Origin of the sequence: Bacillus sp. REN10 (assembly GCF_016820555.1) — a bacterium.
Lineage (GTDB): Bacteria > Bacillota > Bacilli > Bacillales > Domibacillaceae > Bacillus_CE.
Genome location: NZ_JADHDW010000010.1, coordinates 82443 through 103164 on the forward strand (window position 1 = coordinate 82443; position 20722 = coordinate 103164).

A 20722-nucleotide genomic window follows, 5' to 3' on the forward strand; every position below is an offset into this window, starting at 1 on the left:
CTGAACAAGCGCCTTCCGCTTTTCGGTGTCACAGTGCTTCTTTAATTACTTTTTTGTAGTAGAGCACTGATAGCAGGCCAAAAATGGAGTATAGGCCCGTATAGATGACCATGACGATGATCATAGGTGCCCACACTTCTGTACCGAACAGGAACCAGCCGGATTGAACGGCAAAGTAGCTGTGAAGCAGGCCGATGATTAATGGAATCCCGAAGTTAAAGAGTTGTTTCATTTGGATTCCTTTCAATAAATCACCTTGTGTGTAGCCGATTTTTCTTAAAATCGTGTAATTATCTCTTTCTTCTTCACTTTCATCCATTTGCTTAAAGTATAAAATACAGCCGGATGTGATCAGGAATGTAAGTCCTAAGAAACCAACGATAAACATAGCTAGTCCCATAACTGATTTCTGTTGAGTCACCATATCCAGTTGGGAATGGTTGAAACCATCTTGACTGAAAGAGAAAGTATTGAAAATTTTATTTGCTTCTTTCACCTTTGCGTCATCTTTAATCTCAATGCCAATATAGGTAGAGGATTCTTTTTGGATTGCTGGATCTAGGTCCTTCTTCAATCGCTCAAAAATGGTATCGTCTACGATGAGAACAGGCAATCCTCCGGCAGTAAAGTAAAAGGAGGCAACAAAATCTTCCTTTAGACCAATATATTTTTGTGTAAGGACGTTATTTTTCCCTTTTAATCCGATTTGTCCAGCCTCTTTCAATGGCATAAATTTCTTGAATAAGTCGTTATATCCAGTGAACATTGCTTCATCAGCGGATAGATCTACGCCTTTTATAGACTTGTCACTGATGACAGGAAGTGGTGAATTTTCAGGGTCCATATTTTCGTTTTCCTGCTTGGACTCTAATATTTGTGCCATATCGGCATTAGCTTGAATGATCTCTAGTTTTTGTTCGCTATAGGAAATATCCTTAGCCTCTAATTCTTTTGTGAATTGTGCGGCATGCTGTTCGTTTGTCATGGCAAAATCATGAGGCACATAGTTCTCAGACATTTTTTCAGCGGAGTAATAAGAAATATAGCTAAGTGATAATAATCCGATCGCTAGTGCGGAGACGGTTGTAATAATCGTTAATAACATCGCATTTGATTTCATGCGGAACATAATCGATGACAGTGATAGCACATCGTTAATATTTAAGTAACCATCTTTCTTTTTTCTAATGATGTTGGCAATGAAACGGACCGAACCTTTGTAGAACAGGTATGTACCGATAATGACTGTCGCAAGAATAAAGGTCATCGCAAGAAATAATTCTTTCATTGTGACAAAGTCGCCGCCAAATAACTTCGATGATGTATAGTAGCCAACGATAATGGAGACAACTCCAGTGATACCGAGGATGATTTCCATTAGCGAAATCTTTTTTACTTTACCTTCTGTGGTAGATGTGACTTTAAACAATGATAAAATGGTTTGTCGTTTAATAAAGAGGTAGTTCGTTAATAAAATCAACAGATAGACTACCGCAAACACGATCAATGTTTGAATAAATGCTTGCGTGGAAAAATGTAAATTAGCGATTTCTTCAATACCTAGTATTTTAAATAAAATCATCATAACCAGCTTGGAAATGGAAAATCCAGCTAATGTTCCGATCATTAACGAACTGAAGTAAAGAATAAAGTTTTCAATGCTCAAGAGACGAAAGATTTCATTTTTGGTCATGCCAATTAATTGAAACAAGCCAATTTCTTTACTGCGTCGCTTCATAAAAATTTTATTCGCATACAGCAGGAAAATGGATACAATCGCTACAAGCAAAATCGATGCTGTTCGAATGGCAGCGCCCCCTTTAATAGATCCTTTTGCTTCATCCATTGCCGGGTCATATTGCAGTGTCACAAAGGCGAAGTAAAGCGCCACACTAAACACTAAAGCGAAAATATAAAGGTAGTAATTCTTTATATTCTTTTTCAAGTTGCGAAGGATCAGTTGATTAATGCTCATGTTGCACCCCGCCTAGCACAGCTTGTGTTTTCATAATGTCTTGGAAGAACATTTGCCGGTCTTCATTACCCTTATTTAATTGAGTGTAGATCTGGCCATCTTTAATAAAAATCACTCGGCTGCAATAGCTCGCAGCGACCGGGTCATGCGTAACCATAATGATTGTTGCTTGCCGTTTTTGGTTTAGTTCACTTAATTTATTTAATAAATCAGAAGCGGATTTTGAATCAAGGGCGCCGGTTGGTTCATCAGCGAAAATAATGCTTGGCTGATGAATAAAGGCTCTCGCAGCGGATGTACGTTGTTTTTGACCGCCGGATATTTCACTTGGGTATTTATCTTTCAGTTCTTGAATACCTAGCTCCATCGCTAATGCTTGAAAGCGTTGATCGGCTTCTTGTTTCGACACTTTCATAATCGATAGCGGCAGAAGAATATTTTCTTTCACGGTCAATGTATCCAGTAAGTTATAGTCTTGAAAAATAAAGCCTAAATGATGCTTACGGAATTCGGCTAATTTTTTTTCTTTAAGGTTTGTCATTTCATTTCCATTAACTTTAATGTTTCCCATGCTGACTTGATCGATGGAGGACAGTACGTTCAGCAAAGTCGTTTTCCCCGAACCGGAAGGCCCCATGATACTGACAAACTCCCCTTTTTCAATCTGTAAATCTATTCCTTTTAATACTTCTTGTTTGTTGAATTTATTTCCATAACTTTTATGAATTTTAGTGGCTTCTAAAATCGTCATTTAAATCTGCTCCTTTTTGAAAGATTGCTTGTTTATGTTCTTTTTTCATTATAAAAGGATTAAGTATATTTCTCCTTCGAATGATCGAACAAAAAAGGAAAGCATGTGACATTGTTGTCACATGCTTGTGAGATGAACGAATTCGTTTCGCTTAGGAAACGTTAATGTGAAGGTTGTTCCTTTGCCAAGTTCAGATTGCACAGTGATATGAATCAGTAAAGGCTTGGCGATTTTTTTCGTTAAATACAGTCCCATTCCGGTTGCTGCGTTGTCTTGATGCTCAGTTGTGGACGTAAAGCCTTTGTCAAAAATGCGGGGCAGGTCCTTTGGATCAATGCCGCGTCCGAAATCTTGTACTTGAAGTACGGTTTGCTCATTTTCTATATAGCTTTTGATGATAATATCAGCAGCTTCGCTATATTTAACTGCATTTGTTAGCAGTTGCCGAATGATAAACGCGAGCCATTTCGCATCGCTTAAAACCGTAGCTTCGTTTAACTCTACATCAAAGCCAATTCGTTTTTGGATACACCATGAACGCAATGTGTTAATTTCTTGAAAGATCATGTCCTCTAACTGAACTTGTTCAATGTATAAATCATTTTCCATAAAAAGCATCCGTTTTTGATGCAGCTGTTGATCGAGCAGGAGGTGAATGCGCAGCCATTCATGCATCATATTTGCTTTCAGCTTGTCATCTTGTAAGCGGTCAATAATTAAATGCATTGCGGTTAAGGGCGTTTTCACTTCATGAATCCAAGCTAATAGCTCATCTTTTTCCTGTTCAAGCAGCAATCGGCTTTCAGTTGCTTGCTGTTTAAGCCGCTTTGTTTGCTGTGTCATGCTTTCTAGGATGATTTGTTCAAATGGGCTTTCCGGCAAGGAAAGATTCGTAATATCGAGGTCCTGATCCCAGTTTTGCAGGCTTTGATAAAATTTTGTTTCTTTGTGATAACGGACGATTAAAAAGGAAATAAAAACAAGCGTCGATAAAAAGACGATATAAAAGGAGGACTGAACGGGAATCGATGGATCAATAAAAACGACAAGAATAACTAATAACTGCAGAAATATAAATAGCATGATCCAGCTCAGGCGTTCACGTATATAGGTTTTAATCATGGAATAAGTCCTCTTCTTTCGCCATATACCCTTGGCCGACTTTTGTCACGATATAGCTTCCGAGGCCAAGTTCATCCAGTTTTTTTCGTAAACGGTTCACATTGACCGTTAACGTATTATCGCTGACAAAGCGCTGATCGTCCCATAAACTGTTGATCAATTCCTCACGGCTGACAATTTTATTTTTTTGCTGAATCAGCTGTTTTAAGATAAAGATTTCATTTTTTGTTAATTCGATCGCCCCTTCTTGATTGGTGACGCTGTTTTTCTCATAATCGATGGTCGCCCCGCACCATGCTTTTAGCTCAATTGGTTCCGTATTGTAGTTGTAGACGCGGCGAAGAATCGCTTGGATTTTTGCGATGAGCACGTCAAAATGAAAAGGCTTTTGGACAAAGTCATCGGCTCCAAGCTGCATTGACATAATCATATCGGTCGGGTGGTCGCGAGAAGATAAGAAAATAATCGGAACATTCGAATGGGAACGGATCAATCGGCACCAATGAAATCCGTCAAACTTTGGTAATTGAATATCGATAATGACTAAATCTGGTTTGATTTTTGTGAACTCTTGCATGACTTGGCCGAAATCAGTCACCCCATATACATCATAAGACCATTGTTCTAAGCGATTTTTTATTTCATGAAATAAAGAAGCATCATCTTCAATTAATAATAATTTAAACAATAGATTCACCACACAGTTTTTGGTTTTGATTAAATTGTATAGGAAAATCTTGAGAAGTGCCAAGAGCACATTCATGTTTCGGATGTTTTGGCGGTTTGGCTATAATACAATCGAGGTGTAAATGATGAAACAAAATATTTCCATTGTATGGTTTCGGCAAGATGTCAGGATAGCTGATCATGAGCCACTCTATCGGGCTTGTCAGTCAGGTAAGCCCGTGCTGGCTGTTTATATTTTTGATGAACGTCAACATGGAAAAACGAGCTTCGGTTTCGCTAAAACAGGGAGCTTTCGTGCGAAGTTTTTACGTGAAAGCGTACAGGAGTTACAAGAAAATCTTGAGAAGCTAGGCATTTCACTTTATGTTGCGCAAGGTACTTCAGAAGAGATCTTTTCTGCGCTATCTGAAAGGTTTCATGTGAGCGATTTATATTATTACCGTCTGTATGGAACGGAAGAAATGGAGATGGAGCATCAGATAAAGGCCGTTTTACAAGAAACAGTTATTCACTCTTACGATGGATATACCTTATATCACCCGAACGATTTACCTATTTCGCTTGATCAATTGCCGAATACATTCACCGCTTTTCGAAAAATGATTGAAAAGACAGGAAAGATTCGGCCGCCTTTCCCTATTCCCGCTTATAAGGCAAAAAAAGTGATACTGAATAGTTGTGTTCCAAGCTATTCAGATCTTCGTATGACGGAGCCGATGATGGATGATCGAGCTGTCTTTCACTTTTTAGGAGGGGAAGGAAAAGCGAAGAAGCGTCTTGCCTATTACTTATTTGAATCGAAACGGATTCTTCAATACAAGCAGACGCGCAATGGCTTGCTCGGTGAAGATTTTTCATCGAAGCTATCTCCCTGGCTAGCGAATGGTTCGCTGTCTCCACGTACAGTTTATGAGCAATTGAAGCGGTTTGAAAGTGAACATCAGTCGAATGAAAGCACTTATTGGCTTTATTTTGAATTACTATGGCGAGATTATTTTTGCTTTGTGTTAATGCGATATAAAGAACAATTTTTTCAAAGAAGCGGGCTTCGCCGGTTGCCATTGAAAAAGGCTGTGTATGATGAGAGAAAACTGAATGCTTGGATTGAAGGCGAAACGGGCTTTCCGTTTATTGATGCGAATATGCGGGAGCTGAAATCGACAGGGTTTATGTCCAATCGAGGACGTCAAAATGCGGCCAGCTTTTTTGTGAAGAACCTTGGTCTTGATTGGCGTATCGGAGCGGAGTGGTTTGAATCTTGTTTAATTGATTATGATCCAGCAAGCAATTATGGCAATTGGTTATATATTGCCGGTGTAGGCAATGACCCTCGTCCCTTCCGCTATTTCAATATTGTCAAACAAGCGAAGCAATATGATCCAAACGGGCAATATATGAAACATTGGTTACCAGAGCTTGCAGCGCTTCCAGTTGCTTTTGTTCATGAACCAGAGCAACTATCTGCCAGTGAGCGGGAATTTTATGGAGTGACAGATTATCCTCAGCCGATTGTTTCGCTATCTCAGTCGGTTGAACAGTATAAAGCGACTGATATGAAAGCTCGGAAAAGGAGGTAATGTAAATGGCCACTTGGTGGTTATTTGGTCATCAGCTATCAACAGACCTCGAAGGCTTTCAACAAATAGAGAAAGAAAAAGACATCATCTTGATGATTGAAGCACGTTCGCGTTCTGTTTGGCATCAGTATCATAAAAAGAAGCTTGTACTTATTTTTTCAGCGATGCGCCATTTTGCTGCCGAGTTGCGATCGCAAGGCTATCAAGTCGATTATTATAAGGTTGAGTCATTTGATGAAGGCTGGAAACAACACATGAGCAAGCATCATCCAATTCATCTTCGTCTTCATCTGCCAACTGATTTTCGGCTGCGAAAAAAGCTAGAGAAATGGCTGATGAAAACAAGCGAGCAAGGAGTAGAGATCAAGGTCTTTACAGAGGATTCCTTATTCCTTGTTCCAGAAAAACAATGGGAGCAACTACTGCCATCCCGTGCCCAATGGAAGTTAGATCCGATTTATCGCCAACTGCGCAAAGAGCATGGTATCTTAATGGACGGCATTCATCCCGCAGGGGGAAAGTGGAGCTACGATGCAGAAAATCGCAAGCCTCCGAAGAAAGGGCTCCGCTTTATTCCGCCATTATTTATAGAAGCGGATGATATGACGAAGCAGGTGATAGCAGAAGTAGAGCAGGAATACAGCACACATTTCGGTTCAACGGAAGACTTCGCTTATCTGGTTACGAGACAACAGGCATATGAAACGCTATCTTACTTTATCGAGTTTCGTTTGCCTACCTTTGGAGATTATCAAGATGCTATGTTGCTAGAGGATCCCTTTATGTCTCACTCTTTACTAGCAGCAGCGATGAATATCGGTCTGCTTCATCCGCTTGAGGTGATTCATAAAGCCGAGCATGCTTATCGAGCGGGTTTGGCTCCATTAGCGAGTGTAGAAGGGTTTATTCGCCAAATTCTAGGTTGGAGAGAGTACATTCGTGGAGTTTATCTCCGATTAATGCCGGAGTATGCTAAAGTCAACGAGCTCGAACACACCAATCCGTTGCCCAGCTTCTACTGGGATGCGGACACAAAGATGAATTGCTTAGCAACAGTTGTATCAGAAGTGCATCAACATGCTTACAGTCATCATATTCAAAGGCTTATGGTGTTGGGGAACTTTGCTAATTTAGCTCGAGTTAATCCGCAACAAGTAGTAGATTGGTTTAATCAAGTATATATTGATGCTCATGATTGGGTTGTGCTGCCGAATGTGTTAGGAATGGCCTTATATGCCGATGGAGGAAAAATGTCTACAAAGCCCTATATTTCATCTGGTCAGTACATCAAACGCATGAGCAATTATTGTAAGCAGTGTGTGTTTGATCCGGCTAAACGCAGTGGAGACAACGCTTGCCCTTTTACGATATTATTTTGGGATTATTTAGACGATCATCAAGAAAAATTAAGTACCCATCCTCGCATGGCCATGATGTATAAAAACCTCAAGCGAATAGATGAGGAAGAAAAAAAGCAAATAAAGCAGCAGGCGCAACAACTTTTTAAAAAATTTGAATGACAGCAAAAAACCGGCTTTTACCGGCTTTTTTGCTGTAAATATTTTTTATCGTTCATAAATAAGCGCCAAAAGTAAAAGAAACCAGGGAAAAGGATCGCAAACCCTACAATGTAAGTGACAAATATCGTCCGAAATGAATTGGGGTCTGTAAAAGCAGATTGAATCGTTACATTGGGGTAAACGATGTAAGGCAAGTGAGCTTTCCCATATACATAACTAGCCACTAAGTATTGAATGGCCACCGCAACAACCGCTAGCCTTGGCATTCCGCGAACGCTTTTATCTTGAATGGAAGGTAGAAAAAGGGCTATCCCTCCAATGAAGAAAAAGCCGATTGAAAGAAACAGCAAAGGAAGGTCATCTATCATGCGTTCGTACAGCCAAGGGGCTTCTATTTTCAGCGTCCACATAATAAGAAAAGCCATCCCTAACGAAATCGGCCCAAGAATGCGAGCATCGCGTACGTACGTTTCATAGGCTTCTTTTTCTTGGGAAGCTTTAGAGTAGTCTGCTAGTAATAAAGAAGAGAGAAAGAGCGTACTGCTAATCGCAAAGCCGATAAAGGCATATTCATTAGGGCTCGTAAATAATTTTTGTAAACTCAATATGGGCGTGCCATTGTGATAATCAATAAACGCACCATGGGTGATCGGCAAAACACTAATTAATAGCCCGGGAATAAAAATGCCCGTAATGCCTGACACATACGTTAACGGTTTTTGATAGTCAGTGGCAATGTTCGAAAAGACGAGAAAGCCACTTCTAATCGCTAGCAATAGCAGGATGATGCTTCCCGGAATGAGCAGAATGGTGCCTAACACGTAAGCAGCAGCAGGAAACAAACTATAAACGGCCACTACTAAAGCAACAATAAACGTATTTGTCACTTCCCATGTGGGAGATAAGTAGCGATTGGCGACATTCGTTGCTCTCGTTTGTTCTCGGTTAATATAAATCATCGACCAAAAGCCGGCACCAAAATCCATCGTAGCCATGACAGAATAGATGAAAACAAATCCCCAAAGCACGGTAATGGCAAGTAATGCATCAGTCATTGGTATTCTCTCCTTTCTACTTGAACGAATTGGCTATGTATTTTTCTTCTGCTTTCTTTAAATCATCTAGCTCTGTATTTTTTCTAAAGAAATATAGAAGTACAGCTACAACGGCTGTGCTTAAAATGATGTAGACGATAAAGAATAAAATAAAGAGAATCATTAAATTAGGAACCGATGTGACGGAATCAGCGGTTCGTAACACACGGTAAATGACCCAAGGTTGTCTGCCGCTGCAAGCGAAAATCCATCCGCATTCGATTGCAATGATGGCAAGTGGACCTGAAAAGACAAAAACCCAAAGCAAAGCTTTCGGAAAATGCTCTTTTTTGCTTAGTTTTTTCCAAACAAGCCCAATGAGCGCTACAACAATAAGAAGGGAACCGATGCCAACCATTATGTTAAATAATGTGTGGATAAATAGCGGCGGCCAATATTCTTCTGGAAAGTCATTTAATCCCACAACGGTGGTATCAAAGCTGTTGCCAGCAAGAAAGCTCAACAGCCATGGAATTTCAATCGCTCCTTTTACTGATTGTGTGTCACGATCGGTCCATCCTCCAACCGCTAAAGGGGCATGTGACTGGGTTTCGAATAACCCTTCCGCAGCCGCGAGTTTTTCTGGCTGATATTCATGTAAATATTGGGCGGATTCATGCCCGTTAATGGCTGTTAAAAAAGAGAAAATCCCCCCAACTACTAAGCTGATCATCAAGGCTTTTTGATGAAAAAGATACACTTTTGATTCTCGTTTATTCTTCATCATTTTATAGGCAGCGACAGAAGCCACAACAAATGCGCCAACGATATATGCGGATAAGGCAACATGGCCGGCTGTGACGAAAAAGCTCGGGTTAAAGAATGCAGCCCATGGATCGAGATCAACAAACTGTCCGTTTTCATAGCGAAAGCCGGCGGGGGTGCCTTGAAAAGCGTGAACATTGGTGATCAACACAGCGGATGCCAACGCTCCTAAGGCGACGAAGATTAAGCTAATAATTCTCATCCACGGAGCAATTCGTTCCGCCGCATACACATAAATAGACATAAACAATGCCTCGACAAAAAACGCATAAATTTCAATTTGAAAGGGAAGCGGCATGACGCGACCAATGACCTCCATAAACCCTGGCCATAATAGCGATAATTGCACGCCCGCAATCGTTCCAGTCGGAATTCCTACCCCTAACAGCACGGCAAATGTTTTTGTCCAGCGCTTCGCCATCACGACATAATCTAGATCCTTCGTTTTTTGATACAGTAATTCAGCTGTTAAAATCATGAGCGGCAATCCTACTCCAATTGTCGCAAACACAATATGGAAAGCCATCGTTGTCCCGAATAAAGAACGGGCAATTAATAAATCATCCATCCTATTACGTCCTTTCCTCTTTTTCCTGCTATGTCATATCCTTTCCAATCCCGGGAAGGATATGTATAGAGAAAACAGGTGTTAGCACATAGCTGAGGTATTGAAAATTTATTATGGAAGCAATCATTGTTATAATAAAATTAATGATTTTCGTAAAGAACATGTAAAGGAGAGGATTAGTGATGGCGGAATCAAGCCAATTAGCTACATTTGCAGGCGGATGTTTTTGGTGTATGGTCGCTCCATTTGATGAGCAGCCAGGAATTAAAGAAGTAATTTCCGGATACACAGGCGGGCATACCATCAATCCAACGTATGAAGAGGTATGTTCCGATACAACAGGACATTATGAGGCAGTACAAATTACGTTTGATCCTCATGTATTTCCATATGAAAAGTTATTGGAGCTATATTGGCAACAAATTGATCCGACTGATGCAGGCGGTCAGTTCAACGACCGAGGGTTATCGTATCGGACCGCGATTTTTTATCATAACGAAGAGCAAAAACAGCTAGCGGAGGCTTCTAAAGCAGAACTAGCCGCCAGCGGTCGTTTTCAAAAGCCGATTGTAACAGAAATTTTGCCCGCAGCTCCTTTTTATGAGGCGGAAGAAAAGCACCAGCATTATTATAAAAAGAACCCATTTCACTACAATATGTATAAAGAAGGCTCGGGCCGCGCGCCATTCATTCGCCAGCATTGGAAGCAAGTCAAAAGCGATGAGCAGTTGCGCAAAGAATTAACGCCAATTCAATATGAAGTGACAAGAAATAATGCGACAGAACCACCCTTTCGCAATGAATTTTGGAATCACACAGAAGAAGGCATTTATGTCGATATCATTTCCGGGGAGCCGCTTTTTAGCTCGCTCGATAAATACGATGCTGGCTGTGGCTGGCCGAGCTTTACAAAGCCATTGCGCCGCATGGAGATTGCCGAGAAATTAGATACCTCTCATGGGATGAGACGAATCGAGGTTCGGGCGAAAACATCGGATTCTCATCTCGGTCATGTGTTCGATGATGGTCCTGGCCCTGATGGTGCACGCTATTGCATCAACTCAGCGGCTTTGAGATTTGTGCCGAAAAGTAAGCTCGTTGAAGAAGGATACGGCGAATTTTTAAGTTTATTTGAATAAAGTAAAACACACTTCCGGTTAAGCGCTTTGGAAGTGTGTTTTTTATTTCCTAATAAAATATTTTTCTTTGCAGAATATCCAGTGCGTGGTTAATTTCTTCAAGCTCTTCTTTTGACGTATTCTGTATTCGATCGAGAAAACGGGATTTTATATATTGAAAAGCTTCACTCATCATGATTTCTCCATCTTTTGAAAGACGAATATAGTGTTTTCTGCGATCTTCAGTATCGGCAATTCTTTCGATTAAATTTTTTTCAGTTAATTTTTTAAGCTCCCGGCTTGTATTGGGCATAGACATATGCTGACAATCGCTAATGTCACTCGGAGTAACAGGCTCGCTAACAGCGATGTATTCCAAAATACTATATTGAACAGGCGTGATGGCGCTAGATTTAGCATCTTTCGTTAATTCATGCGTTACACGATGAACCGAAGATGAAAAGGCCACAAATTTATTGAATAAATCTTCTTTGTTCAAAATGATCACCTCTTATTGACAAGGTAACAAAAATGTTATCTCAAAACAATTATCATTTGACAACTAAATAAGGAGGTGTTATCTTTTTGTTATCATTTGATAAATAAAAGAGGTGCAATGAATGAAAGTATTAGTTATTTACACACACCCAAATCATCAAAGTCTCAGTTATGCCTTTTTGCAAGAAGTCATCAAAGGAAGTCGTGAGAACCCGAATATAAAAGAATTACAAGTATTAGATTTATATGAAGAGGCTTTTGACCCACTCCTTGTATTTAATGAGAACAAACGAAGACGTGATATGCATCGTGATCCCGAATTTGACAAGTATAGAAAACAAATCATGTGGGCAGACAAGATTGTCTTTGTCTATCCCATCTGGTGGGGAAGACCGCCTGCGATGCTGATGGGATATATCGACCAAATATTTGCTTCCGATTTTGCTTATCGAGATAAGCGAGGTTTCCTATCGGAGGGTCTTTTAAAAGGAAGATCGGCCGTGTGCATTTCGACTATGAAAGGACCGACTAATTATCCGTTATTTTTATTAAACAATGCTCATAAAGCCTTAATGAAAAAAGCTGTATTGGATTTTGTCGGAATCAAAAGAGTAAAATTTTTCGAATTTGGCTATATGGAAAGTCCAAAAGGAAAACAGGTCAAGAAGCTGGATAAAATTTATTGTTATTTTAAAACAGTTGAAAAATAAATTGTTTAATTTCAAATTCATGTAGAAGCTTCCTAAGAAAATTATGATCTTGATTTTGAGCCATTTGTATTTGATGTAACGGCGAACTGATTGGCAGCACGTATCATTTTTTTGTTATATAATGTATGAAAACAGACATTTCCTTGAAGAAGTGTCTGTTATTTTTAAATGGAGAGATGTTATGACAGAACAAGAGTATGATCAAATGCTGGGGATTGACACGATTGGACTGAAAGAATTCCCGTTGCAATTAGTTCATTACAATCGGTATGAAGCAACACCGTATGCGGCATTGGACGAGCTATTTCGTTCGTATGAGTTAAATTATACAGATGGAGTGGTGGATGTTGGTTGTGGGAAAGGACGATTGTCATTTTATGTCCATCATCGTTTCCAATTGTCGGTGACAGGGATTGAAGTGAATAACCAGTTATATGAAGACGCACTTTCGAACAAAGTAAGCTATATGAAAAAGAGCCACTCCAAAGCGGGGACTCTTCGTTTTTTATGCGGTCCCGCTGAAAAGTATACAATAGAGCCAACAGACAATCGTTTCTATTTTTTTAACCCGTTTTCGATCCAGATTTTCATGAGGGTTGTTCATCATATTTTGCTTTCAGTTGAACAGCATAAGCGGGCGGTTGATCTTATTCTTTATTATCCAACGATCGAATACATTCACTTTTTGGAACAAAATACATCATTTGAGCTTTTCAAAGAAGTGAAAGTTCCTGAGCTTTGTGAAAAAGATGAAAATGAACGGTTTTTAATTTTTCGACATGAAACGTAAAAATGTTTCACGTGAAACAAAATTTCGAGGAGGACTATGATGAAAAAAAACATACATGTTGTCGGAGCAGTGATTGTTGAAGATGGAAAAATTTTATGCGCTCAACGCGGAGAAGGAAAAACATTATCTTTAAAGTGGGAGTTTCCAGGAGGGAAAATTGAGCAAGGAGAGTCACCTGAGGAAGCATTGCGTCGCGAAATTGAAGAAGAGATGCAATGCAAAATCGAGATTGGAGACCAAGTCGAACATACCGTGTATGAATATGATTTTGGTATTGTTCATTTAACAACTTTTTTATGTAAGATCATAGAAGGGAAGCCCGTTTTAACAGAGCACGTCGCTGTGAAATGGTTGGCATCACATGAGTTAACTGCATTAGATTGGGCGCCAGCGGATGTTCCGGCAATTGAGAAATTAAGTCAAATATCTGTTTTGCATTAAAAGGAGCGGCTACAAAAAACATCAAGTATAGGTGGTAAAATGGGAAGTTTTATTCATAATTTAGAAGCGTCGTTACATACTGGGTTTATTAATCAACAGTCAAGCCAAATAGGAAATTATCGTCCGAAGTTATTGGTTAATAATGTGCAAAAAAATGAATATGTTTTAACTTCTTTACTAGAGGAATTAGATCATTGCCAATCCTTTTTATTTTCGGTTGCTTTCATTACAGAAAGCGGATTAGCGACATTAAAGTCTCATTTTCTTGATTTGAAGAGAAAAGGTGTGAGCGGGCGCATTTTAACGTCGACATTTTTACAATTCAATCAGCCGAAAGTGTTTCGCGAGCTGATGAAAATTAGCAATGTAGAGGTTCGCTTAACGAATGTCAAAGGATTTCACTCAAAGGGATATATTTTCACTCATGACCATTATTATTCCTTAATTGTAGGCAGTTCCAATTTAACGGCTCATGCTTTAAAAGTGAACTACGAATGGAACGTCAAGCTCACTTCTCATGAGAATGGAGAAATTGTTCATCATTTTAAGCAGCAATTTGAAGATGTGTGGCAGCAGTCGGATATTTTGACCGAGCAATGGATTGAAGAGTATGAAAAAATATATCAGCAGCAAGCGAATAAACGATTAGCGGAACAAGTAATTGAAGGGCCACCTGCTTATCAAACGAATGCGATCGAAGAGGCTTTACGAATTCAGCCGAATAATATGCAGAAAGCGGCATTGGAGCAAATCGCCCAATTGCGAGCAACAGGTGAGAAAAAGGGACTAGTTATTTCTGCCACTGGTACCGGGAAAACGTATCTTTCGGCGTTTGATGTAAGAAGGTTTGCACCCAAACGGATGTTGTTTATTGTGCATCGTGAACAAATTTTACATAAAGCAAAAGCGGATTTTCAAAAGGTATTAGGCGGCGCAGATCAGGACTTTGGTATTTTATCGGGCACGAATAAAGCTACCGAGGCAAAGTATTTATTTGCAACGATCCAGACGATTTCAAAAGAAAATTATTTAGCTTCATTTGATCGTGAAGCGTTTGATTATGTGCTAATTGATGAAGTACATAAGGCGGGAGCTAAGTCCTATCAGCGTGTCATTGATTATTTTCAGCCAAAGTTTTTAATTGGGATGACGGCTACACCTGAACGGTCAGATGACTTTAATATTTATTCATTATTTGACTATAACATTGCCTATGAAATTCGTTTGCAGGAAGCGTTAGAGGAAGATATGTTATGTCCGTTCCACTATTTTGGTGTTACCGACTTCCGCTTTAATGGGGAGCTTATTGATGATGCGACAATTTTATCACGGCTTGTGACAGAAGAAAGGGTGCAACATCTAGTCGAGAAGATCGAATACTATGGATTTTCTGGAGAAACTGTGAAAGGGCTCATTTTTTGCAGTAGAAAACAAGAAGCTGAGCAGCTCTCAGCGAAATTAAATGATCTGGGTTATCGGACTGTTGCTTTAACAGGCGATCATTCTCAAGAGGAACGTGAACAACGAGTAATTGAATTAGAAAATGGAAATCTTGACTATATTTTAACAGTAGATATTTTTAATGAAGGAATCGACATTCCGAGCATTAATCAAGTCGTAATGTTAAGGCAAACACAATCGAGTATTGTCTTCATTCAGCAGCTTGGTCGTGGTCTTCGTAAACACGCATCGAAGCACTATGTGACGATCATTGATTTTATCGGAAACTATAAAAATAACTACTTGATCCCTGTAGCATTGTCAGGCGATCGCACACAAAATAAAGACAATATTCGCCGAAAAACGATGGATACGAGTTATATTAAAGGGGTTTCGACGATTCATTTTGAAGAAATTGCGAAAAAACAAATTTTGCAATCGATTAGTGAAAGCCGCTTAACCAAATTGGCAATGTTAAGGGAAGCGTTTGTGGAACTGAAGAATCGGTTAGGAAAAGTGCCTTTATTATATGATTTTATCGTGAATCACTCCATTGACCCGTTAGTCATCGTGAATGAGCATGGAAGTTATTATCAATTTTTGACGAAAATAAAAGAGGATACGCCAGTCATATCAGCCTATGAAAATCAGGTGTTAACGATGTTGTCGCAAGAAGTGTTAGGTGGCAAACGGAGACATGAATTGATTTTATTACAGATGCTGCTAGAGGAGGATGAAGTCGATTTTCAATCGTACCTCTCCCGTTTGCAGGAACAGCAATGCCCGACAGGTGAAGCAGTTATTCGTTCGGTTCATCGCTTATTTGAGTTATCCTTCTTTACGCAAAGCCAGCAGAAAAAATATGGACAACAGCCGGTGATTGAATGTACGGAAGGTCAAAAATATCTTTTTGCTTCAGAAATGCAGACAAGTTTAAGAAAAAATATATTTTTCAAGAACATGGTTGAAGATATTGTTAAATGCGGGTTCGAGAATAATAAAAAGTACCGTAATGATGAACCGTTCACTTTGTATGAAAAATATTCAAGAAAAGATGCCTGTAAGCTATTAAATTGGGAAAATGATGAGAGTTCTACTGTATATGGTTATAAAACGAAGTATCAATCTTGCATCATATTTGTCACTTATCATAAACAAGAAGTTGAGGCTAGTGTGGATTATGGGGATGAATTGTTAAATCCGGAGTTGTTCAAATGGTACACAAGAAGCAATCGGACGCTACAGTCAAAAGAAGTACAAACGATTATCGAAGCAGAAAAGAGCGGCATCGATATTCATATTTTCGTGAAGAAAGATGATGACGAAGGACGGGATTTTTATTATTTAGGACAAGCCCTCCCTGACCCTGCCAGCATTGAGCAAACAACGATGAAGGACAAGCATGATAAAGAGATTCCCGTCGTTCATATGAATTTGGTGCTGGAGCAACCCGTGCCGCATCAGCTGTATCATTATATTAAAAGTGACGATCAATAAATGGATGGGAGATGCAAACAGTGAATCCGCCTAAAGAGGGCATTAAAGAAAATTTGCTTCAATTTCTTTTGTTAGTAGTCATTAATCTATTTGTCGGTTCGATGGTAGGAATTGAGAGAACGGTGTTACCGATCGTAGGTGAGGAGCAGTTTGGGTTAGCTTCTACCAGCGCTGCTCTTTCTTTTATCATTAGTTTTGGTTTTTCCAAGGCTGTGGTTAATTATTTTGCCGGACAAATTGCGGATCGGTTGGGCAGAAAAAAGGTTCTTTTGATTGGGTGGGCAATAGGATTATTTGTACCGTTATTGATTATTTTTGCCCATGCATGGTGGGTGATTGTGTTGGCGAATATCTTACTAGGAATCAATCAAGGGCTCACTTGGTCGATGACTGTGAATATGAAAATTGATTTGGCTAAAGCGAATCAAAGAGGAACAGCGGTTGGTTTGAATGAGTTTGCTGGTTATTCAGGTGTAGCCATCATGGCCGCCGTTTCGGGTTATGTTGCTTCATCGTATTCGCTGCGGCCAGAACCTTTTTATTTAGGAATTGCTATCGTGATCGTGGGGATTGTTTTATCTTTTGCTGTGAAGGACACGAGCCACCATGTTAAAGCGCAAATTCAAAGCGATGCTACTCGACCGTTTTCTTCTAAGGAAGTATTTCAGTTAACGACTTGGAAGGATAAGAACCTTTCAAGTATTAGTTTTGCTGGATTAGCAACCAATTTAAAAGATGGAATGGTATGGGGGCTTTTTCCCATATACTTTACAACTGTAGGTTTACATGTTAGTCAAATCGGAACAATTGTTGCCTTGTACCCAGCATCATGGGGATTTTTTCAGCTAGTAACAGGAGTATGGAGCGATAAGATCGGGCGGAAAAAATTGATTGTTTCTGGTATGTGGATACAGGCTTTTGCTATTTGGCTCATCTTATTTGTTCATCATTTTTCTTTGTGGATAGTGGGAGCCATTCTTTTAGGTTTGGGTACCGCAATGGTCTATCCTACGTTGCAAGCAGCTGTTAGTGATGTTGCTTTACCGAACTGGAGAGCATCCGCAATGGGGGTTTATCGTTTTTGGAGAGATTGTGGGTATGCAGTGGGTGCGTTAACGGCTGGTGTGATTACAGATGTAATGGGGGTTTCTTGGGCTATTGGACTAGTCGCTTTACTTCCTTTCATCGCCGGAGTCAATGCGAGTTGGCGCATGAATGAAACGTTACGAAAAGTGAAACAATGAAAGGATACTTAAAAGTAAAAAACCTAGGCATTCCCTCAATAGTAGGCGGGGCCTAGGCTTTATTTTATTTTCAGTTCTTTTTGTTCCACAAGCTGAAGATAGAGATTACGCACCACATGAGTTTTGTATGTTTCTAGCTTTCGTCCTTCCAGCTTTGTGATGTTGGCTTGTTTTAGTTGTTGAATAAACCAGCCTTTAGAATATAAATGAGCCATAAAGAAATTCCTCCTCCATCATGGGTTAACATCAATATATGGAGGAGTCGTAAAAGAAGTGCTTGTTACATTATCCTTTTTCGATATACATTTCTCCCATGACTTCTTTTAATCGGTATTTATCAGTATTCAGATCTTTTTCGATAAATGATTTGACTTGATTTTGTTCTAAATCGTACATGACTTCTAGTTCTTTCGAAAATAGCCGCTCTTCTTTTTCGAGAAGGTGAGAGAGGGAAGGAAGCGGCTTAGGTTGCAGCTCATTCGTCTCTAGTGCTTGCATGAGCCCTTTTACGTAATAATCCAGCGGCCGGGCTCCAACAATTTTGATACCTTTGTTCTCTTCGTTTACGATAATGATCGTTGGAAATCCGCGTACACCAAGCGACGCAGCAAGTGCAAAGTCTTGGTCTAACAACTGCTGTCCTATTGTTTGTTCAGCTTTCTCGATAACCGTTTCGCCATCAAGCCCGATTTGATTGACAATATCCATCAATATTTGTTTTTCCCCGATATTTTGGTTAAAGGCAAAGACGGCTTCTCGTGCTCGGCGTAAATACATGTTAGCCAGTTGTTCATCCTTTTGCTGGATGATTTTAAATACACGAGAAGCTGGATAAGAGGATTGTATGGGATTATTTAGCCATAAGGAACCATCAATCGGCATCCGAGAATGTTCTCCGACTTCCTTCCAATGATCAGCTACATCGGCCGGACGACCAATTCTATTTTTTACATCAGCAAATCCATCCCATCCTTTGAGTAATCCACCCATCACTGTGTGCATCGTAAAGTAGTGCCCATATTGCTTTTCTACTCGGCGCAAAACGGGTTCAAGCGCCCAGCAGTGGGAGCAAATCGGATCGGTCACATAGTAAAGTGTGATCTTTTTTTGTGGTGGACTCAAATCAATCATTTCGATCGTGTCTTCTCCAACTTCTCCGCATACCCCTGTTTCTAAATCGCAAATCATTTTATCGTTATTCATATAAAATCCCCCTATTCATTGATTTTATATTGCCCTGTCTTTGTTGAAATTTAGCTATTGAGCCATAAAAGTAAAAATCATCTCTTTGTATAAATATTGTACTTAGTATCAAAAATATATCAAGTGTGGAAACTTATATTAAAATAATTCCGATAAAACTAATAGTATTTATTGACTTAATTAAATTTATTTTGTAGGATATAAATTAAATTGACTGACTAGTCAATCGTGAGGGGGAAAGAGATGGGTGAAGTTGGTCAAAGTGGAGATCGGCGAGAGCAGATTTTACAAATTTCTTTGCAATTATTTGCTAGCCGGGGCTATCATAAGACAAAAATTTCCGATATCGTCAGTGAAGCTGGAGTGGCTCAAGGGACTTTTTACTGGTATTTCAAAAGTAAGGAAGCAATTGCCCTAGAAATTATTCATAAGGGAAGGCAAAGTTTATTAGAAGTTGTGTCGCAAGGGTATCGTCAATCGCCTGGAACGGTGCAAGATACGGTAAGAGCCTCTGAGCGTTTATTTGAGTGTTTGTTTTTGTTCTCGCGGGATAACAGATTTTTTATGGAGATTTTACTAGGGGGCATGGAAAGTGAAGCTTCTATTCACAAAGCCATTATGGAAACCCGCCTTCAAGTAGAGGAAGCCTTTAAGAAAAATATTGAGCGAGCGATTGAGTTTGGGATTTTGCCAAATAATGATCCTGCCATCCAATCGGCGTTATTAGTCAGCTTGCTGGAAGGAATTTTATCGAAATGGCTGTTTGGGCCAATTACCACTCATTCCAACTTGCATCAAAAAACAGCGAAAGAGCTGGCGAGGGAAGTTGTTCGCTTTGAATTTTTCGGATTATTAGGAATATAGAAAAGAGGAGAATACGATGAAGAAAAATATAGTTCACTTGATCATCTTGCTTGTTGTTTTTGCGGCATTACTTAGTGCTTGCAGCTCGGACAAGTCAAAAGACAAAGACGCGAAGGAAGAAGGTCAAGAGAGTTTATTGAACCAAATTAAAGAAGAAGGCAAATTGAAAGTTGGTTTAATGGGTACTTACCCTCCATACAACTTTTTAAATGATCAAAAAGAAATGGATGGTTTTGATGCGGATATTGCTAAAGAAGTAGCGAAGCGATTAGGAGTAAAGGTTGAATTTGTGGCACAGGAATTCTCTGGAATGATCGCCGGTTTACAAACGGAAAAGTTCGATGCAGTGATTAGCCAAATGACAATTACCGATGAGCGCAAAAAGCAAATGGACTTTTCTGATCCATACATTACGAATCATGTGAAGGTGATTGTTGCGGAAAATAATAATGACATTAAGACGGTAAAAGATTTTCAAGGAAAAGACATTGGCGTGGGCTTAGGAACAAATGATGAAACGTATCTTCGCACAAAATTGTTGCCAGAAGTTGGAGAGTTCAATATTAAAACATATGATGATGTTATTACCTCATTAAAAGATTTAGATGCGGGTCGTATTGATGCAACGATTAACAATATTTATGCGATTAAACCAGTGGTTGAGAAGAACGGCTTCAAAATTAAAGCAGTTGGTGAGCCGGTTAAATCTGATCAAGCGGGTATTGCGGTTCGTAAAGGCAATGAAGATCTTGTGAAAGAGTTGAATAAAATTTTGTCAGATATGAAAGCAGATGGCACATATAAAGAAATTTATGTGAAATGGTTTGGGGAAGAACCGACAGAATAAGAAAGGACCAT

The 20722-nt window shown here is 39.5% G+C and carries 19 protein-coding genes and 1 pseudogene; 11 read left to right on the forward strand and 9 right to left on the reverse strand.

All coding sequences use genetic code 11. The annotated features are described in order from the left end of the window. Positions 1 to 28 precede the first annotated feature (28 nt). The 4 genes from IRB43_RS13645 to IRB43_RS13660 form a co-directional block, all read right to left on the reverse strand. Complete coding sequence (locus tag IRB43_RS13645; RefSeq protein ID WP_203364042.1) at positions 29 to 1975, reverse strand: ABC transporter permease; 1947 nt, start codon at positions 1973 to 1975, stop codon at positions 29 to 31. Then, on the reverse strand, positions 1965 to 2726 hold the full coding sequence (locus IRB43_RS13650; protein WP_203364043.1) for an ABC transporter ATP-binding protein: 762 nt from the start codon (positions 2724 to 2726) through the stop codon (positions 1965 to 1967). The genes IRB43_RS13645 and IRB43_RS13650 overlap by 11 nt, the downstream gene beginning before the upstream one ends. Positions 2727 to 2843: 117 nt before the next feature. Beyond that, the gene (locus IRB43_RS13655; RefSeq protein ID WP_203364044.1) at positions 2844 to 3848 is read right to left on the reverse strand and encodes a sensor histidine kinase; all 1005 of its coding nucleotides are present in this window, start codon (positions 3846 to 3848) and stop codon (positions 2844 to 2846) included. Continuing rightward, positions 3841 to 4536 carry a response regulator transcription factor gene (locus tag IRB43_RS13660; RefSeq protein WP_203364045.1) on the reverse strand — a complete coding sequence of 232 codons (696 nt, stop codon included), beginning with the start codon at positions 4534 to 4536 and terminating at the stop codon, positions 3841 to 3843. Before IRB43_RS13660 ends, IRB43_RS13655 begins: the two co-directional genes overlap by 8 nt. A 124-nt stretch (positions 4537 to 4660) precedes the next feature. Between IRB43_RS13660 and IRB43_RS13665 the strand changes: the two genes are divergently transcribed. Both IRB43_RS13665 and IRB43_RS13670 read left to right on the forward strand, forming a co-directional pair. Then, complete coding sequence (locus IRB43_RS13665; protein ID WP_203364046.1) at positions 4661 to 6112, forward strand: DASH family cryptochrome; 1452 nt, start codon at positions 4661 to 4663, stop codon at positions 6110 to 6112. A 5-nt stretch (positions 6113 to 6117) separates the two neighbouring features. Next, the gene (locus IRB43_RS13670) at positions 6118 to 7632 is read left to right on the forward strand and encodes a cryptochrome/photolyase family protein (protein WP_203364047.1); all 1515 of its coding nucleotides are present in this window, start codon (positions 6118 to 6120) and stop codon (positions 7630 to 7632) included. A 17-nt stretch (positions 7633 to 7649) separates the two neighbouring features. Here the strand turns inward: IRB43_RS13670 and IRB43_RS13675 are convergent, their stop codons facing one another. Both IRB43_RS13675 and IRB43_RS13680 read right to left on the reverse strand, forming a co-directional pair. Further along, complete coding sequence (locus IRB43_RS13675; RefSeq protein ID WP_203364048.1) at positions 7650 to 8687, reverse strand: cytochrome d ubiquinol oxidase subunit II; 1038 nt, start codon at positions 8685 to 8687, stop codon at positions 7650 to 7652. Between the two features lie 16 nt (positions 8688 to 8703). Then, on the reverse strand, positions 8704 to 10059 hold the full coding sequence (locus IRB43_RS13680) for a cytochrome ubiquinol oxidase subunit I (protein WP_203364049.1): 1356 nt from the start codon (positions 10057 to 10059) through the stop codon (positions 8704 to 8706). A 182-nt stretch (positions 10060 to 10241) separates the two neighbouring features. On the opposite strand from IRB43_RS13680, the pseudogene msrA reads away from it, so the two are divergent. Both msrA and msrB read left to right on the forward strand, forming a co-directional pair. After that, positions 10242 to 10763: pseudogene (gene msrA, locus IRB43_RS17900) on the forward strand (peptide-methionine (S)-S-oxide reductase MsrA); the annotation flags it as partial. Further along, positions 10749 to 11198: a peptide-methionine (R)-S-oxide reductase MsrB gene (gene msrB, locus IRB43_RS17905; protein WP_343070882.1), complete on the forward strand. Its 450-nt coding sequence runs from the start codon at positions 10749 to 10751 to the stop codon at positions 11196 to 11198. The pseudogene msrA and the gene msrB, both read left to right, overlap by 15 nt. A gap of 49 nt (positions 11199 to 11247) precedes the next feature. On the opposite strand, the gene IRB43_RS13690 is transcribed toward msrB, so the two are convergent. Next, positions 11248 to 11676 (reverse strand): MarR family winged helix-turn-helix transcriptional regulator, encoded by a 429-nt coding sequence (locus IRB43_RS13690; protein WP_203364051.1) that lies wholly within the window; start codon positions 11674 to 11676, stop codon positions 11248 to 11250. Between the two features lie 121 nt (positions 11677 to 11797). Here IRB43_RS13690 and IRB43_RS13695 point away from each other — a divergent pair, with 121 nt between their 5' ends. The 5 genes from IRB43_RS13695 to IRB43_RS13715 all read left to right on the forward strand — a co-directional run bounded on the left by IRB43_RS13695 (position 11798) and on the right by IRB43_RS13715 (position 17797). Continuing rightward, positions 11798 to 12385, forward strand: a complete 588-nt coding sequence (locus IRB43_RS13695; RefSeq protein WP_203364052.1) for an NAD(P)H-dependent oxidoreductase — start codon at positions 11798 to 11800, stop codon at positions 12383 to 12385. 181 nt (positions 12386 to 12566) lie between these two features. Continuing rightward, entirely contained in the window at positions 12567 to 13175 is a 609-nt protein-coding gene (locus IRB43_RS13700) for a class I SAM-dependent methyltransferase (protein WP_203364053.1), read from the forward strand. A 39-nt stretch (positions 13176 to 13214) separates the two neighbouring features. Then, on the forward strand, positions 13215 to 13616 hold the full coding sequence (locus tag IRB43_RS13705) for a (deoxy)nucleoside triphosphate pyrophosphohydrolase (protein WP_203364054.1): 402 nt from the start codon (positions 13215 to 13217) through the stop codon (positions 13614 to 13616). A gap of 39 nt (positions 13617 to 13655) precedes the next feature. Next, entirely contained in the window at positions 13656 to 16553 is a 2898-nt protein-coding gene (locus IRB43_RS13710; RefSeq protein ID WP_203364055.1) for a DEAD/DEAH box helicase, read from the forward strand. Between the two features lie 20 nt (positions 16554 to 16573). Beyond that, entirely contained in the window at positions 16574 to 17797 is a 1224-nt protein-coding gene (locus tag IRB43_RS13715) for an MFS transporter (RefSeq protein ID WP_481748151.1), read from the forward strand. A gap of 59 nt (positions 17798 to 17856) precedes the next feature. Here the strand turns inward: IRB43_RS13715 and IRB43_RS13720 are convergent, their stop codons facing one another. Together IRB43_RS13720 and IRB43_RS13725 are read right to left on the reverse strand one after the other, a co-directional pair. After that, the gene (locus tag IRB43_RS13720) at positions 17857 to 18012 is read right to left on the reverse strand and encodes a YflJ family protein (protein ID WP_203364057.1); all 156 of its coding nucleotides are present in this window, start codon (positions 18010 to 18012) and stop codon (positions 17857 to 17859) included. Positions 18013 to 18082: 70 nt separating this feature from the next. After that, on the reverse strand, positions 18083 to 19000 hold the full coding sequence (locus IRB43_RS13725; protein ID WP_203364058.1) for a DsbA family oxidoreductase: 918 nt from the start codon (positions 18998 to 19000) through the stop codon (positions 18083 to 18085). A 243-nt stretch (positions 19001 to 19243) separates the two neighbouring features. Between IRB43_RS13725 and IRB43_RS13730 the strand changes: the two genes are divergently transcribed. Beyond that, complete coding sequence (locus tag IRB43_RS13730) at positions 19244 to 19864, forward strand: TetR/AcrR family transcriptional regulator (protein WP_203364059.1); 621 nt, start codon at positions 19244 to 19246, stop codon at positions 19862 to 19864. Between the two features lie 16 nt (positions 19865 to 19880). Next, positions 19881 to 20711 carry a transporter substrate-binding domain-containing protein gene (locus tag IRB43_RS13735; RefSeq protein WP_203364060.1) on the forward strand — a complete coding sequence of 277 codons (831 nt, stop codon included), beginning with the start codon at positions 19881 to 19883 and terminating at the stop codon, positions 20709 to 20711. Positions 20712 to 20722: the final 11 nt, after the last annotated feature.